This is a genomic window from Streptomyces sp. NPDC058701 (genome assembly GCF_042715295.1).
GTDB lineage: Bacteria > Actinomycetota > Actinomycetes > Streptomycetales > Streptomycetaceae > Streptomyces.
This window is the reverse complement of sequence record NZ_JBHXSY010000001.1, coordinates 308,316-322,589: the sequence shown is the minus strand read 5'-3', so window position 1 is coordinate 322,589 and position 14,274 is coordinate 308,316. Positions and strand designations below refer to the sequence as shown.

15 protein-coding genes and 1 riboswitch are annotated in these 14,274 nt (G+C 72.2%); of the genes, 8 read left to right on the top strand and 7 right to left on the bottom strand.

The features are described 5' to 3' along the window. Window positions 1-100: 100 nt before the first annotated feature. From ACFWW8_RS01500 to ACFWW8_RS01470, 7 genes are all read left to right on the top strand, one after another. Complete coding sequence (locus ACFWW8_RS01500) at window positions 101-832, top strand: lysophospholipid acyltransferase family protein (protein WP_386522236.1); 732 nt, start codon at window positions 101-103, stop codon at window positions 830-832. A gap of 33 nt (window positions 833-865) precedes the next feature. Next, window positions 866-2,080, top strand: a complete 1,215-nt coding sequence (gene macS / locus ACFWW8_RS01495) for a MacS family sensor histidine kinase (RefSeq protein WP_386522052.1) — start codon at window positions 866-868, stop codon at window positions 2,078-2,080. Then, entirely contained in the window at window positions 2,077-2,775 is a 699-nt protein-coding gene (locus ACFWW8_RS01490) for a response regulator (RefSeq protein WP_386522049.1), read from the top strand. The genes macS and ACFWW8_RS01490 overlap by 4 nt, the downstream gene beginning before the upstream one ends. Before the next feature lie 167 nt (window positions 2,776-2,942). After that, window positions 2,943-3,971: a 6-phosphofructokinase gene (locus ACFWW8_RS01485; RefSeq protein ID WP_386522233.1), complete on the top strand. Its 1,029-nt coding sequence runs from the start codon at window positions 2,943-2,945 to the stop codon at window positions 3,969-3,971. A 72-nt stretch (window positions 3,972-4,043) separates the two neighbouring features. Further along, a complete protein-coding gene (locus tag ACFWW8_RS01480; protein WP_386522046.1) occupies window positions 4,044-5,039 on the top strand; it encodes a 2-hydroxyacid dehydrogenase in 996 nt (331 codons plus the stop codon). A gap of 200 nt (window positions 5,040-5,239) precedes the next feature. Beyond that, window positions 5,240-6,604: a class II 3-deoxy-7-phosphoheptulonate synthase gene (locus tag ACFWW8_RS01475; protein ID WP_386522043.1), complete on the top strand. Its 1,365-nt coding sequence runs from the start codon at window positions 5,240-5,242 to the stop codon at window positions 6,602-6,604. A gap of 171 nt (window positions 6,605-6,775) precedes the next feature. After that, window positions 6,776-7,033: a bacterioferritin-associated ferredoxin gene (locus ACFWW8_RS01470; protein WP_386522040.1), complete on the top strand. Its 258-nt coding sequence runs from the start codon at window positions 6,776-6,778 to the stop codon at window positions 7,031-7,033. Between the two features lie 18 nt (window positions 7,034-7,051). Here ACFWW8_RS01470 and bfr read toward each other — a convergent pair whose 3' ends face one another. Continuing rightward, window positions 7,052-7,528, bottom strand: a complete 477-nt coding sequence (gene bfr / locus ACFWW8_RS01465) for a bacterioferritin (RefSeq protein WP_383927899.1) — start codon at window positions 7,526-7,528, stop codon at window positions 7,052-7,054. 173 nt (window positions 7,529-7,701) lie between these two features. Here bfr and ACFWW8_RS01460 point away from each other — a divergent pair, with 173 nt between their 5' ends. Further along, a complete protein-coding gene (locus ACFWW8_RS01460; RefSeq protein ID WP_386522037.1) occupies window positions 7,702-8,334 on the top strand; it encodes a sulfite oxidase-like oxidoreductase in 633 nt (210 codons plus the stop codon). A gap of 12 nt (window positions 8,335-8,346) precedes the next feature. On the opposite strand, the gene ACFWW8_RS01455 is transcribed toward ACFWW8_RS01460, so the two are convergent. The 6 genes from ACFWW8_RS01455 to thiO all read right to left on the bottom strand — a co-directional run bounded on the left by ACFWW8_RS01455 (window position 8,347) and on the right by thiO (window position 14,128). Then, window positions 8,347-8,844 carry a DUF4396 domain-containing protein gene (locus ACFWW8_RS01455; protein ID WP_386522035.1) on the bottom strand — a complete coding sequence of 166 codons (498 nt, stop codon included), beginning with the start codon at window positions 8,842-8,844 and terminating at the stop codon, window positions 8,347-8,349. Window positions 8,845-8,927: 83 nt separating this feature from the next. Continuing rightward, a complete protein-coding gene (locus tag ACFWW8_RS01450; RefSeq protein WP_386522230.1) occupies window positions 8,928-9,785 on the bottom strand; it encodes a deoxyribonuclease IV in 858 nt (285 codons plus the stop codon). Between the two features lie 48 nt (window positions 9,786-9,833). After that, on the bottom strand, window positions 9,834-11,747 hold the full coding sequence (gene pknB, locus ACFWW8_RS01445; protein ID WP_386522032.1) for a Stk1 family PASTA domain-containing Ser/Thr kinase: 1,914 nt from the start codon (window positions 11,745-11,747) through the stop codon (window positions 9,834-9,836). 205 nt (window positions 11,748-11,952) lie between these two features. Continuing rightward, window positions 11,953-12,747, bottom strand: a complete 795-nt coding sequence (locus ACFWW8_RS01440; RefSeq protein ID WP_386522029.1) for a thiazole synthase — start codon at window positions 12,745-12,747, stop codon at window positions 11,953-11,955. Between the two features lie 5 nt (window positions 12,748-12,752). Further along, window positions 12,753-12,953 carry a sulfur carrier protein ThiS gene (gene thiS, locus ACFWW8_RS01435; RefSeq protein WP_383927911.1) on the bottom strand — a complete coding sequence of 67 codons (201 nt, stop codon included), beginning with the start codon at window positions 12,951-12,953 and terminating at the stop codon, window positions 12,753-12,755. After that, window positions 12,950-14,128, bottom strand: coding sequence for a glycine oxidase ThiO (thiO, locus tag ACFWW8_RS01430; RefSeq protein ID WP_386522026.1), 1,179 nt, complete (start codon window positions 14,126-14,128; stop codon window positions 12,950-12,952). The genes thiS and thiO overlap by 4 nt, the downstream gene beginning before the upstream one ends. Then, a riboswitch (TPP riboswitch) is annotated at window positions 14,126-14,238 on the bottom strand. (Overlaps the previous gene by 3 nt.) Between the last annotated feature and the right edge of the window lie 36 nt (window positions 14,239-14,274).

Genomic DNA, 14,274 nt, shown 5'->3' with positions numbered 1-14,274 from the left:
GGGTGGTACCGACCAGGGTCGTCGGGCCGCTCCCGGCGGAGCCAAGGGATAAGGTCTGTTCGACAGACACAGGAAGGCTTTCGAGTTGATCTACGGCGCAATGAAGTTCTCCATCGGCGGTTCCCTGAAGCTCGCCTTCAGGCCGTGGGTGGAGGGCCTCGAGAACATTCCCGCGGAGGGGCCGGCGATCCTCGCGAGCAACCACCTGTCCTTCTCCGACTCCTTCTTCCTCCCGGCCGTGCTGGACCGGAAGGTCACCTTCATCGCGAAGGCGGAGTACTTCACCTCCCCGGGCGTCAAGGGCAGGCTGACGGCCGCCTTCTTCAAGGGCGTCGGCCAGCTCCCGGTGGACCGCTCCGGCGCGCGCGGGGCCGGCGAGGCCGCGATCAAGAGCGGCGTCGACGTCATCGAACGCGGGGAGCTGTTCGGTATCTACCCGGAGGGGACGCGTTCACCCGACGGCCGCCTCTACCGCGGAAAGCCCGGCGGCCTGGCCCGCGTGGCCCTGGCCACCGGAGCGCCCGTGATCCCGGTGGCGATGATCGACACCGAGAAGATCCAGCCGCCCGGCAAGGTGGTCCCCAAGCTGATGCGCCCGGGGATCCGGATCGGCAAGCCGCTGGACTTCAGCCGCTACCACGGCATGGACGGGGACCGCTTCATCCTCCGCTCGGTGACCGACGAGGTCATGTACGAGATCATGAAGCTCTCCGGCCAGGAGTACGTCGACATCTACGCGACGGCGGCCAAGCGTCAGATCGCCGACGCGGAGAAGGCCGCCAAGGCCGAGAAGGTCGAGAAGGGCGCGCAGCCCGAAGGCAAGACCGAGTAGCGGCGGGCGAACCGCCCGCGGGGGGGTGGGGAGATGGCGAAGCGCGAACGCGTCGTGCGCATGTCGGTCGAGCAGCCGCTGTGGCGGGCCCTGACGGCCTACCGGCTGCTCACCATGATCTACGCGGTACTGCTGTTCGCCGCCTCGTACCGGCAGTTCGCCCGTCCCGCGGTCGCCGTCGGCTACCTCTGCGTCCTCGCCGTGTGGACGCTGGCCGCCTCCCCGCGGGTGGCGAACGCCGCCAGCTGCACCAAGCGCTTCCTCGGCGCCGACCTCACCGTCGCCCTCGCCGGGATCCTGCTCACCCCGCTCGCCGACAGCCACGAGCGGATCGCGGACGGCGGCCCGACCCTGCCCTCCATCTGGACGGCCGGTTCCGTCCTGGCCTTCGCCATCAAGGGCGGCTGGCGGTGGGCCGGGTTCGCCTCCACCTTCGTGGCCGCGGCCAACATCGTCATCCACGGCGGCGAGCCCACCCGCGACACCCTGCACAACGTCCTGCTCGTGTGGGTCGCCTCCATCGCCATCGGCTACGTCGTCGAGGTCGCCCGGGCCAGCGAGGCCACCCTCGCCCGCGCCCTGGAGATCGAGGCCGCGACCCGGGAACGGGAGCGCCTCGCCCGCGACATCCACGACGGCGTCCTCCAGGTCCTCGCCATGGTCCAGCGGCGAGGCGCCGAACTGGGCGGCGAGGCCGCCGACCTCGGCCGCATGGCGGGGGAGCAGGAGGTCGCCCTGCGCACCCTGGTCTCCAGCGGGCTGGTGCACCCCTCGCGGGTCTCCCGCGACGGAGCGCTCGGTGCGCTGGTGGACACGTACGAGGTGGAGGAGCCGGGCGACGGCGGCGAGCTGGACCTGCGGACGCTCCTCGCCCCGCACGCCGGTTCGCGGGTGAGCTTCGCCGAGCCGGGCACCCCGGTGCCGCTGCCGGTGCCCGCGGCGAAGGAGCTGGCCGCGGCGGTCGGCGCCGCCCTCGACAACGTGCGCAGGCACGCGGGGGACGGGGCCCGCGCCTGGATCCTGGTCGAGGACTGGGGCGACGAGGTGGTGGTGACCGTACGGGACGACGGCCCGGGCATCCCCGCCGGCCGGCTCGACCAGGCCGAGGGCGAGGGGCGGATGGGGGTGGCCCTGTCCATCCGCGGCCGGCTGCGCGACCTCGGTGGCAGCGCCGAGCTGGTGTCCGTCCCCGGGCAGGGCACCGAAGTGGAACTGAAAGTACCCAGGGGGAGAACGGACGAGAGATGAGCGAGCGCACCGACGTGAACGAACCGAACGCACTGCACGGGATCCGGGTCATGGTCGTCGACGACCACCCGATGTGGCGGGACGCGGTCGCCCGCGACCTCGCCGCCGCCGGGTTCGACGTGGTGGCGACGGCCGGCGACGGACCCGAGGCGGTCCGCCGGGCCCGCGCCACCACGCCCGACGTGCTGGTCCTCGACCTCAACCTGCCCGGCATGCCCGGAGTGCAGGTCTGCAAGGAGCTGGTCGGCGCCAACCCGGCGCTGCGGGTCCTGGTCCTGTCGGCCAGCGGCGAGCACGCGGACGTGCTGGAGGCGGTGAAGTCCGGTGCGACCGGCTACCTGCTGAAGTCCGCCGGCGCCCAGGAGCTCATCGACGCGGTCCGCCGCACGGCCGCCGGCGACCCGGTCTTCACGCCCGGCCTGGCCGGTCTGGTGCTCGGCGAGTACCGGCGCCTGGCCACCGACCCGGCACCGGCCGCCTCCGACGAGCCGAAGGCGCCCCAGCTGACCGACCGGGAGACCGAGGTGCTGCGGCTGGTGGCCAAGGGGCTCTCGTACAAGCAGATTGCGGAGCGGCTCGTCATCTCGCACCGCACGGTCCAGAACCACGTCCAGAACACCCTGGGCAAGCTCCAGCTGCACAACCGGGTGGAGCTCGTCCGGTACGCCATCGAGCGCGGCCTCGACGACGCCTGACCGCCTCGAACGGAGCACCGCCCGGGGTGGCGTACGGCGTACCGGCGTCCCCGTGCGGGTGAACGGGCGCCGCGACGACCCCGTGTTCCACGCGAACCGACCCCTTCAGGACCCTTGCTGTGACCTGTGTCACCACTAGCGTGACCGCCATGGCGAAGGGAGAACCCATGAAGGTCGGAGTGCTGACCGGCGGCGGCGACTGCCCCGGGCTCAACGCGGTGATCCGGGCCGTCGTCCGCAAGGGCGACCAGGAGTACGGGTACCGGTTCATCGGCTTCCGCAACGGCTGGCGCGGAGCCGCCGACGGAACCGCGGTACCGCTCGACGTCCCGGCCGTCCGCGGGATCCTGCCCCGCGGCGGCACCATCCTGGGCTCCTCGCGCACCAACCCGTTCGAACGGGAGAACGGCGTACGGGCCATCAAGGACAACCTCGCCAAGTACGAGGTGGACGCGCTCATCGCCATCGGCGGCGAGGACACCCTCGGAGTCGCGGCCCGGCTGAACGACGAGTACGGCATCCCCTGCGTCGGCGTCCCGAAGACCATCGACAACGACCTCTCCGGCACCGACTACACCTTCGGCTTCGACACCGCCGTCGGCATCGCGACCGAGGCCATCGACCGGCTGCACACTACTGCCGAGTCGCACATGCGGGTCCTGGTCTGCGAGGTCATGGGCCGGCACGCGGGCTGGATCGCCCTGCACTCGGGGCTCGCGGGCGGCGCCAACGTCATCCTCATCCCCGAGCAGCGCTTCGACGTCGATCAGGTCTGCGCCTGGGTCACCTCCCGGTTCGAGGCGAGCCACGCGCCGATCGTCGTGGTCGCGGAGGGCGCCATGCCCAAGGACGGCGACATGGTCCTCAAGGACGCCACCAAGGACTCCTTCGGCCACGTCCGGCTGTCGGGGGTCGGCGAGTGGCTGGCCAAGGAGATCGAGGCCCGCACCGGCAAGGAGGCCCGTACGACGGTGCTCGGGCACGTCCAGCGCGGCGGTACCCCCAGCGCGTTCGACCGGTGGCTCGCGACCCGCTTCGGGCTGCACGCGATCGACGCGGTGCGCGACGGGGACTTCGGCAAGATGGTCGCGCTCCGGGGCACCGACATCGTCCGGGTCCCGATGGCCGAGGCCGCGGCGAAGCTGAAGACGGTGGACCCCGCGCTGTACCGGGAGGCCGGGGTCTTCTTCGGCTGACGCGGGGCGGCGCCCGAAGATCACGGGTCATAAGGTGACGAACGGTCCATGGTTCGACGTACGGGAGCAAACGTGGAGATCCTGGCATTCGGTGTGACCGCCGACGAGAGGCCGCTCCTGGAGCGCGCCTTCGCGGGGCAGCACGAGATCCGCTGCCTCGACGTCTTCCTCAGCGAGGACACCGCGCCCATCGCGGCGGGGTACGAGGTCGTCTCCTCCAGCGTGAACGCCGACCTGAACGGCCGGGTGCTGCGGACCCTGGCGGCGGGCGGCACGAAGCAGATCGCCCAGCGGTCCACCGGCTTCAACAACATCGACCTGGACGTGGCCCGGCAGCTGGGCATGACGGTCAGCCGGGTCTCGTACTACTCCCCGTACGCGGTGGCCGAATTCGCCTGGACACTGGCGATGGCCGTGAACCGCCGGATCGTCCGGGCCTCCATCCGGACCCGGGACTTCGACTTCCGGCTGAACGGGCTGATGGGACGGGACCTGCGCGGCCGCACGGCGGGCGTCCTCGGCACCGGAAAGATCGGGGAGGCGTTCACCCGGATCGCGCACGGCTTCGGGATGAACCTGCTCGGCTGGGACGTGGCGCGCAACCCGGCGTGCGTCGAGCTCGGCATGAAGTACGTCGGCAAGGAGGAGCTGCTCGCCTCCTCCGACCTGGTCAGCCTGCACGTGCCGCTGCTCGACTCGACCCGCCACATCGTCGACGCGGACGCGCTGCGGCTGATGCGCGACGACGCGATCCTGGTGAACACCAGCCGGGGCGGGCTGATCGACACGGACGCGCTGGTCACGGAGTTGCGGGCGGGCCGCTTCGCGGGCGTGGGACTGGACGTGTACGAGGCCGAGGCGGGGGTCTTCTTCCTGGACAAGTCCCTGGAGGCGGTGGAGGACGACACGCTCGCCCGGCTCGTCACGTTCCCGCACGTGCTGGTGACCTCGCACCAGGCGTACTACACGAGCGACGCGGTGGGGCAGATCATCGACACCACCGTCGCCAACGTGGCCGACCACCTGGCGGGCCGCCGCTCGGAGAACACCCTCGTCGCCCCGTACTGACCGGTGTCCCGCCGCCGCGGGAGACCGGTCGGTACCCCCGGACCGAGGAGCACCTCGACACCCGTTCCGGTGCGCGGGTGCGTACATGCGAGGACCCCGGCCCGCCCCGCTGCGGAGGCGGAGAGTCCGCTCCCCGCCATGTCCGGACATCCGTCTCACGTTGTGGTCTTCGGGCAGGGCGCGCCGTAGGACGCCGTAATGTGTACGGGGTGACCGTGAACGCTGAACCCCAAGCCCCCGCCGCCAAGGCGACCTGGCGAGACCTTCCCGCGGCGCAGCAGCCTTCGTACCCCGATGCCGAGGCCCTGCGCGCTGTCGTCGCGGACCTCGAGTCGTATCCTCCCCTCGTCTTCGCGGGTGAGTGCGACCAGCTGCGCGCCCGTCTGGGAGCCGTCGCCAAGGGCGAGGCGTTCCTGCTGCAGGGCGGCGACTGCGCAGAGGCCTTCGACGCCGTGTCCGCCGACCACATCCGCGCCAAGCTGAAGACGCTGCTCCAGATGAGCGCCGTCCTGACGTACGCGGCCTCCGTGCCCGTCGTCAAGGTCGGCCGCATCGCGGGCCAGTACTCCAAGCCGCGCTCCAAGGACACCGAGACCCGCGACGGCATCACGCTGCCGACCTACCGCGGCGACTCCGTCAACGGCTTCGCCTTCACCGAAGAGGCCCGGATCCCGGACCCCGAGCGGCTGAAGCGCATGTACCACGCGTCGGCCTCGACGCTGAACCTGGTGCGCGCCTTCACCACCGGCGGCTACGCCGACCTGCGCCAGGTGCACGCCTGGAACCAGGACTTCGTGCGGTCCTCCCCGTCCGGACAGCGCTACGAGCAGCTCGCGCGGGAGATCGACAACGCGCTGAACTTCATGAAGGCCTGCGGCACCGACCCGGCGGAGTTCAAGGCCGTCGAGTTCTACGCCTCGCACGAGGCGCTGCTGCTCGCCTACGAGGGCGCGCTGACCCGCACCGACTCGCGGACGGGCCGGCTGTACGACACCTCGGGCCACATGGTCTGGATCGGTGAGCGCACCCGCCAGCTGGACCACGCGCACATCGAGTTCTGCTCGCAGATCGCCAACCCGATCGGCATCAAGCTCGGCCCCACCACGACGGTCGACGAGGCGCTGACGTACGTGGACCGCCTGGACCCGGACCGCGAGCCGGGCCGGCTGACGTTCGTCGTCCGCATGGGCGCCGACAAGGTCCGCGACAAGCTCCCCGCGCTGGTCGAGAAGGTCACCGCCTCCGGCGCGACCGTCGCCTGGGTCACCGACCCGATGCACGGCAACACGTTCGAGGCGGCCTCGGGTCACAAGACGCGCCGCTTCGACGACGTGCTCGACGAGGTCAAGGGCTTCTTCGAGGTCCACAAGGCCCTGGGCACCCACCCGGGCGGCATCCACGTCGAGCTCACCGGTGACGACGTCACCGAGTGCGTGGGCGGCGGCGACGAGATCTTCGTCGACGACCTGCACCAGCGTTACGAGACGGCCTGCGACCCGCGGCTCAACCGCAGCCAGTCCCTGGACCTGGCGTTCCTGGTCGCCGAGATGTACCGGGACCAGTAGGCCCACCCGATCAGTACGTGGTTTCCCACGGCAAAGGGGCGCGGATCGATGTGATCCGCGCCCCATCGTCGTGCCGGGGGCTTTTAGGGTTGCCTAACTTTGGGTACGGTTAGGTAAGCCTCACCGAACAGGGGTGGCCGCCGAACCATTCCGTCCAGAGAGGTGAACCGCGTGTACGTCTGCTCTTGCTTCGGGATCACCGACAAGCAGGTCAAGGACCACGCGGCGGCCGGGGCCTGCACCCCGCGCCAGATAGCCTCGGCCACCAAGGCCGGCACCGACTGCGGCTCCTGCGTGCGCACCATCCAGGGCATGCTCGGACGCGGTGCGTGCCCGCGCCGGGACCTGCTGGAGAAGGGCAGCGCGGCGGCCGTGCTCGCCGCCGACGTGGAGCCGGCGCGCGCGCCGACCCTCGTGGAAGCCGCCTAGCTTTCGTAAGCCCGCAGGTCAGCTGGGCTGCTCGATGAGCTGCGCGATGTACAGCGGCTCGCCGAGGGACTCGATGAGCTCCAGTTGGGTGTCGAGGTAGTCGATGTGGTGCTCCTCGTCCTCCAGGATGTCCTCGAAGAGGCGGGCGGACGTGATGTCGCCCTTCCCGCGCATGACCTCGATGCCGCGCTTGAGGCGGTCGATCGCCTCCACCTCGACCTGGCGGTCCGCCTGGAACATCTCCGTGACCGTCTGCCCGACGCGCACGTGGAAGAGGCGCTGGTAGTTCGGCAGACCGTCGAGCATCAGGATGCGCTCGGTGATCTTGTCCGCGTGCTTCATCTCGTCGATGGATTCTTCACGCGTGTACTTGGCGAGCTTGGTCCAGCCCTTGTTTTCCTGGATGCGGTAGTGCAGCCAGTACTGGTTGATGGCCGTCAGCTCACCGGTCAGCTGCTCGTTCAGAAACTCAAGGACCTCGGGGTCGCCCTGCATCGCAGAGGCTCCTTCCAGGCAGTGTCAACTATGTGACGGGGCAGGTGCGCGCATCCTTGCACCGCTGCCGGAGGCAGTCCAGTAAGTGCCTCCTTAGTGGGAGTTGCCGGGACTTGCCCGAATCGGGCCAGACCTGGTCATGACCACCCTGCCCAATCTGTCACCATGGAGACATGGGTCAGCCGGAAAGCCGGGAATCTCCGGGAGCAGAGCAGTCGGAGCTTCCACCGGGGCAGCGGTTGCAGCGGGGCTGGCCGGTCACCCACTACGGTCCCGTACCCAAGTTCAAGCCGGACCGCTGGGAGTTCCGCGTCTTCGGCGCGACGGCCGGCGGCGACAAGCACTGCTGGAACCACGAGGAGTTCGCGGCCCTGCCGTTCGACTCGGTCGTGGCGGACCTGCACTGCGTCACGAAGTTCAGCATGCTGGGCGCCGAATGGGGCGGGGTGCTGACCCGTACGATCCTCGCTCTGGCGCCCCCGGCGCCGCAGGTCACCCACGTGATGGTGTGGGCCGAGTACGGCTTCAGCTCCAACATGCGGCTGGCCGACTTCGCCTCCGACCGGACCGTCTTCGCCACCCATCAGGGGGGTGAACTCCTCACCGCCGAGCACGGGTTCCCGCTGCGGCTGGTGGTTCCGCACCTGTACGCCTGGAAGGGTCCCAAGTGGGTCCGCGGCATCGAGTACATGACCGCGGACCGGCGGGGCTTCTGGGAGGAGCGGGGCTACCACAACATCGGCGACCCCTGGCGCGAGCAGCGCTACTCGTACCAGGAGGAGCCGGGGGACGGTCCCGAGCTGTAGCGGGGTCCGCCCTCAGCGGTGGTAGCGGTGGACGACCGCGTGGCCCTTGCCGCGGCCGATCATCCACTTGTTGACCGGGGTCGTGATCACGAACGCGGCGGCCAGGGCGATCGCCAGGACGGTCCAGAACACGGGCTCCGTGAGGTGGGAGTCCATCGCGCCGGGCCACAGCGCGATCACGCCGTTGTCGATCAGCTCCATGACGGCGATCGACAGGGTGTCCGCGGCCAGCGCCACCCGGACGGCCGCACGCAGGCCCACGCCGGCCGCGAGGACCCAGCGCAGGGTGAGCGCGTAGCCGAAGAAGAACGCGAGGACGATCGCGAGGGCCATCGTCTGGACGTTCCCCCATCCGAGCGCGGTGCCGATGACCATGCCGAGGACTTCGCCGATGGCGCAGCCGGTGAGGCAGTGGAGGGTGGCCCGGGCGGCCTCCGCCCAGCTGACCGGTCCTCCGGTGCCGTGCCCGTGCCCGTCGTCGTGTCCGTGGTGCGCGTGCGACTGCTCCATGACGACTCCCTGGGGAATGTCCGCTCGCGGTTCTGCCGACGAAGGGAACGGTATACCCCTCTGGGGTATTCCCGCCCCGCTGGTCAACCCGACCCGCGGAGCTCCTTCAGCAGTGCCACGTCCGCCGCGTGCCCCTCCGGGCCGCCCGGCGTCTCGGTGATCAGCGGTACGCCCGCCATCGCCGGGTGCGTGAACAGCTCCGCGAAGGCCTCCCGGCCGATGTGGCCGCGGCCGATGTTGGCGTGCCGGTCCCGGTGCGCGCCCACGGCCGCCTCCGAGTCGTTCGCGTGCACCAGCTTCAGCCGGCCCTCACCCACCGTGTCCACCAGTAGGTCCAGCGTCAGCTTCGTCCCGCCGGGCTCCGCCAGATCGTGCCCGGCGGCGAAGAGGTGGCAGGTGTCCAGACAGATCCCCAGCATCGGGTGCCGGTCCAGCGCCTCGAAGTACGGCCCGAACTCCTCGGCCGTCGAGCACAGCGAGGAGCCCTGCCCGGCCGTGGACTCCAGCAGCAGGAACGGGTCGTCCTCGTGCGTCAGCTCGTCGAGCAGCGGCAGCATGTGCTCCCTGATCTGCGCGTACGCCGCCTCGCGCGGGCGGCCCCCGGTGGCCGATCCGGTGTGCACCACGACCCCGAGCGCGCCGATCTCCCGGCCGCGCCGCAGCGAGTGGCGCAGGGACTCCACCGACTTCTCCACGGTCGCCGCGTTGTGCGACCCGAAGTTGATCAGGTACGGGGCGTGCACGTACGCCGGGATCGACCCGGCCGCGCACGCGGCGCGGAACCGCTCGTCCTGCACCGGGCTGCCGGTCGGGGTGGCCCAGCCGCGCGGGTTGGCGACGAAGACCTGCACCGCCTCGGCGCCCATCTCGCGCGCGTAGGCCAGCCCCACCTTGGCGAGGCCGCCGGCGACCGGGACGTGCCCGCCCACCGGGTTGCGCAGGGCGGCGCGGTCCGCCCCGTCCTCGTGCGTCACGTGCTCCACGTACCCCTACAGCCCCTTGGTCCGGATGGTGATGGTGCTGCCCTCGGGGGCGTTCTGGCCGGCGGGCACCGACTGGAGCGCCACCGTGTTGCTGAAGGAGAAGAGGGGCCGCTCCACCCGCACCTTGAAGCCCGCGCCCTCCAGGGTCCGGCGGGCCGCGTCCGCGTTCTGGCCGGTCACGTCCGGCACCGGGAGCTGGCGGGGGCCCTTGGAGACGGTCAGGGTGACGACGTCCCCGGCTGCGGCCTGGGCGCCGGCGCCGACCGACTGGTTGGCGACCGTACCGGCCGGCAGGGGGGAGTTGACCTGCTCGTCGGCCGCGGCCGACCGCAGCCCGGCGCCCTCCAAGGCGGTCCGCGCCTGTTCGAGGGGCAGCCCGGCCACGCTCGGTACCTCCACCGGGCGGCCCTTGCTGACCACCAGCGCGACCGCCGTGTCGGGGGCCCGCCGCTCGCCGCCCGCCGGGTCCGAGGAGATGACCGATCCCCGCGCGACGTCCTGGCTGAAGGCCTGGGCGACGACACCGGGGGCCAGACCGGCCCGGGTCAGCTCGGCCTTGGCCTGCTCCAGCGTCCGGCCCTTCAGGTTGGGCACCGAGACGACCTCCGGGCCGCGGGAGACGGTCAGCGTCACCGCGCCGTTGCCGCGGATGCGCCGGCCGCCCGCGGGGTCGGAGTTCATGACCGTCCCGCGGTCGAAGGCGTCGCTGAACTTCCGGTCGACGCGCTTCACGCCGAGTCCGGCCGCCGACAGCTGCGCCTTGGCCTGCTGCTCGCTCTTGCCGAGGACGTTGGGGACCTGGGTGAACTGCCCCGCGTTGATGTACCAGACGCCCGTGCCGAGGCCGAGCGCGAGCAGCACCCCGGCGATGACGAGGAGCGTCCGGCGGCGCGGGCCGCGGCGCCGGTTCCGTACGGGCCGGTGCGGCGCGAGCGGGAGCGCCGGGCTCTCCAGCCGCGAGGTGCGGTCCGCGGGCCGCGGCGCGTCCACGGGACGGGCGATCACGCCGGTGCGGTCCTCGGCGGCCGACCGGCCCTCGGCGCGGGCCTGCGGCGGCAGGGCGTCCAGTTCGCCGTCGCTGAGCCGGGCCCGGGTCTCGCGGGCCAGCCCCAGCAGGGAGACCGCGTCGTAGGGCCGCAGCTCCGGATTGCGGGCGGCGGCCTGTGCGACGAGCTCGTCGAGCCCGACGGGGAGCCCGGGGACGGAGGCCGAGGGCGGCGGGACGTCCTCGTGGAGGTGCAGGTAGAGCACCTGCGCGGGGGTGGCGCCGGTGTGGGGCTTGGCGCCGGTGAGCATCTCGTACAGGACGACACCACAGGCGTAGACGTCCACGCGGGTGTCGGTGACGCCGTTCTCGATCTGCTCGGGCGCCAGGTACGAGACGGTGCCGAGGACGGAGCCGGTGGTGCTGGTGACGGCGTCGACGCTGCGGACCAGGCCGAAGTCGGCGACCTTGACCCGGCCGTCGTCGCCGATCAGGACGTTCTCGGGCTTCATGTCGCGGTGGACGAAGCCGGCCCGGTGCGCGGCGCCGAGCGCGGCGAGGACCGGCTCGAAGATGTCGAGCGCGGCCCGCGGCTGGAGCGCGCCGCGCTCGCGCAGGACGTCGCGCAGGGTGCAGCCGGAGACGTACTCCATGGCCAGGTAGACGTACGGCCCGTCCGTGCCCTGGTCGAAGACGGCCACCACGTTCGGGTGCGCGAGGCGCGCCACGGACTTCGCCTCCCGGATGAACCGGTCGACGAAGGCACCGTCCTCGGCGAGCTGCGGATGCATCACCTTCAGGGCGAGGACGCGGTCGAGGCGGGTGTCGACGGCCCGGTAGACCGTGGCCATGCCACCGGCCGCGATGCGCGCGTCGATGCGGTAGCGGCCGTCGAGTACGCGCCCGACGAGAGGGTCATCCAGGGTCGTGTCCACGCGCCGAGTGTACGAGCGGCGCGCGGTCGCCCGGGCCGCTCGGGGCGGCTTGCAGCGCAGCTGTGACGGATCCGACTGCGGGCCGTCGCCGGCTGTGAGTCCACGGCTACGGAGCCGCGCGCCGTCGCGGAGCCGGCGGCCACCGGGCGGACGCGCCCCGGCCGGGGGGCCGGGAGACCCGGACCGGCCGCGACGAGGCCCCTGGTCAGAAGGCCGGACGCTCCGGGTCGAGGGCGGCGCGGCCCTCGGCCGGGGACGAGGCCTCGGCGAAGCGGCGCTGCGGAATGCGGCCCGCCCGGTGGGCCAGGCGCCCCGCCGACACCGCGTCCCGCATGGCCGCGGCCATCAGCACCGGATCCTGCGCCCGCGTCACGGCGGAGGCCAGCATCACCGCCGCGCAGCCCAGTTCCATCGCCAGCGCGACGTCGGACGCGGTGCCGGCGCCCGCGTCCAGGATCACCGGGACCCCGGCCCGCTCGGTGATCAGCTCGAAGTTGTGCGGGTTGCGGATGCCCATCCCGGAGCCGATGGGGGAGCCCAGCGGCATGATCGCCGCGCAGCCCGCGTCCTCCAGCTTCCGCGCCAGCACCGGGTCGTCGTTCGTATACGGAAGGACCGTGAAGCCCTCGTCGACCAGGATTTCGGCGGCGTCCAGCAGCTCGATCCCGTCGGGCAGCAGCGTCCGTTCGTCCGCCACCACCTCCAGTTTGATCCAGTCCGTGCCGAGCGCCTCGCGGGCGAGGCGGGCCGTCAGCACCGCCTCGCCCGCCGTGAAGCAGCCCGCCGTGTTCGGCAGCACCGCGATGCCGAGCCGCGTCAGCACCGACAGGACGGAGCCCTGGACGGTCGGGTCGAGGCGGCGCATCGCCACCGTCGTGAGCTCGGTGCCGGATGCGACGAGCGCGCGTTCCAGTACGTCCAGGCTCGGGGCCCCGCCCGTGCCCATGATCAGGCGGGAGGAGAAGGTCCGGCCGCCGAGGGCGAAGAGGTCGTCAGCCATGCCGCTCAGCCCCCCTGGACCGCGGTGAGGATCTCCACCCGGTCGCCGTCGCCCACCGGGGTGGCCGTCCACTGCCCGCGCGGGACCACGGTCTCGTTGAGCGCGGCCGCCACCCCGGAGGGGGCGGCCGTCAGGATGGCGACCACCGCGTCGAGGGTGGTGCCGGCCGCGACCTCGCGCGGCTCGCCGTTGACGGAGATGGTCATGCGTACGACTCCTGACGTGCGGTGGAGAACCGGCGCGGGCTGAAGGGGCGGGCGACCGGAGGCAGTTCGCCCGTGGCCAGCAGCTCCGCCATCACGTCGCCGGTGAGGGGGGTCAGCAACACCCCGTTGCGGTAGTGCCCGGTGGCCAGGTGCAGCCCCGGCAGGTCGGTGGGGCCCAGCAGCGGGGCGTTGTCCGGGGAGCCGGGCCGCAGCCCCGCGCGGGTCTCGGTGAGCGGCAGTTCGGTGATGCCGGGCACCAGTTCGTGGGCGTCGCGCAGGAGCTCGTAGACCCCGCCGGCGGTGACGGTGGTGTCCCAGCCGAGTTCCTCGCTGGTGGCTCCGATGACCAGCTCGCCGTTCTCGCGCGGCACCAGGTAGACGTGGCTGCCGCGGACGACCGCCCGTACGGTCCGGGACAGGAACGCCCCGTACGCCGCGGGCACCGTGAGCCGCAGCACCTGGCCCTTGACCGGACGTACGGGGGCGGTCACCTCCGCCGGCACGCCCTCCAGCCGGCCGCTGAACGAGCCCGCCGCCAGGACCACCTGGTCGGCGAGCAGTTCCGTACCGTCGTCGAGCACGGCGCCCGTCGCCCGGTCGGCGCCGACCAGCAGCCGCGTGGCCCGCGCCCGGTGGACGCCCACCCCGGTCCGCTCGCAGGCGGCCAGCAGGGCGGCCGCCAGCCGGCGCGGGTCGACCTGGTGATCGCCGTCCACGCGCAGGCCGCCGCGTACGCCGGGGGCCAGCATCGGCTCCAGGCGCCGGCACTCGCGGCCGGTGAGCCACTGCGTCTCCAGGCCGCAGCGGCGCTGCAGGGCGTGCAGCTCGCGCAGGTGAAGCCGGTCGTCGGAGTCGAGTGCGACGGCGAGGGTGCCGCAGGCCCGGTAGCCGATGTCCAGGCCGCCGCTCGCCTCGGCCAGTTCGGCCGCGAACTCCGGATAGCGGGCGGCGGAGGCGAGCCCGAGGCCCAGCAGCGCCTCCTCGCCGTAGTGCAGCTCGGTGACGGGGGCGAGCATGCCCGCCGCGACCTGGGCCGCGCCGCCGCCGGGCGCCGGGTCGGCGAGCACAGTGGTGAGGCCGCGGCGGGCCGCCCGCCAGGCCGTGACGAGTCCGATGACGCCGCCCCCGATGACGAGGACGTCGGATCCCTTCCGGGACGTTCGAGATGAGTGCATGGGCGTCCAGCCCCTCCCTTCGCCGGCATGACCCGGATCAGGTTCGTACGGTCGGAGGCCGCCCAGCCTCCCTCTCAGCCCGGTGCGCCCGGACTCCCGCGATAGGTACGCCTGCCAGACTAACCCCGGGCCGGACGGCGGGTAAG

Bases quoted from the DNA above. Each gene is read 5' to 3' on its own strand.
- ACFWW8_RS01500 (WP_386522236.1), top strand. From the start codon at position 101: ATGAAGTTCTCCATCGGCGGTTCCCTGAAGCTCGCCTTCAGGCCGTGG.
- macS (WP_386522052.1), top strand. From the start codon at position 866: ATGGCGAAGCGCGAACGCGTCGTGCGCATGTCGGTCGAGCAGCCGCTG.
- ACFWW8_RS01490 (WP_386522049.1), top strand. From the start codon at position 2,077: ATGAGCGAGCGCACCGACGTGAACGAACCGAACGCACTGCACGGGATC.
- ACFWW8_RS01485 (WP_386522233.1), top strand. From the start codon at position 2,943: ATGAAGGTCGGAGTGCTGACCGGCGGCGGCGACTGCCCCGGGCTCAAC.
- bfr (WP_383927899.1), bottom strand. From the start codon at position 7,528: ATGCAGGGCGACCCCGAGGTCCTTGAGTTTCTGAACGAGCAGCTGACC.
- ACFWW8_RS01460 (WP_386522037.1), top strand. From the start codon at position 7,702: ATGGGTCAGCCGGAAAGCCGGGAATCTCCGGGAGCAGAGCAGTCGGAG.
- ACFWW8_RS01455 (WP_386522035.1), bottom strand. From the start codon at position 8,844: ATGGAGCAGTCGCACGCGCACCACGGACACGACGACGGGCACGGGCAC.
- ACFWW8_RS01440 (WP_386522029.1), bottom strand. From the start codon at position 12,747: ATGGCTGACGACCTCTTCGCCCTCGGCGGCCGGACCTTCTCCTCCCGC.
- thiS (WP_383927911.1), bottom strand. From the start codon at position 12,953: ATGACCATCTCCGTCAACGGCGAGCCGCGCGAGGTCGCGGCCGGCACC.
- thiO (WP_386522026.1), bottom strand. From the start codon at position 14,128: ATGCACTCATCTCGAACGTCCCGGAAGGGATCCGACGTCCTCGTCATC.